At 63.1% G+C, this 279-nt stretch carries 1 pseudogene; it reads right to left on the bottom strand.

Going from position 1 to position 279, the window contains the following annotated elements:
- Positions 1-30: 30 nt before the first annotated feature.
- Positions 31-279, bottom strand: a pseudogene (locus KVT32_RS29870) (glycerol acyltransferase); the annotation flags it as partial.

The raw sequence follows: 279 nt of genomic DNA, 5'->3' as shown, positions 1-279 counted from the left end.
GCCGATCTCGACCTTGTGGCCGGACAGCTATTCGCACAACAGGGAGCCGGCGCCGAAGACGAGCGAGAACACGGTCAGCAGCAGCACGAAGACGCTGTGGTCGCCGTGCAGGTAATCCTTGGCGAAGACGGGGAATTGCGACAGCATCAGGGCGCCGTAGAACCAGAACCAGGAATTGCCCAGCATCGAGAGGAAGACGGTGCGGTTCTGGGCCGAAAGGCGCAGGTTGCGCACCGATTCGGCCACGAAATTCTTGCTGGTCCGCAGCACGGGCGCCGG

Source organism: Achromobacter sp. GbtcB20 (genome assembly GCF_019091095.1).
Taxonomy (GTDB): domain Bacteria; phylum Pseudomonadota; class Gammaproteobacteria; order Burkholderiales; family Burkholderiaceae_B; genus Achromobacter; species Achromobacter mucicolens.
This window is presented reverse-complemented; position numbering and strand designations above follow the sequence as displayed.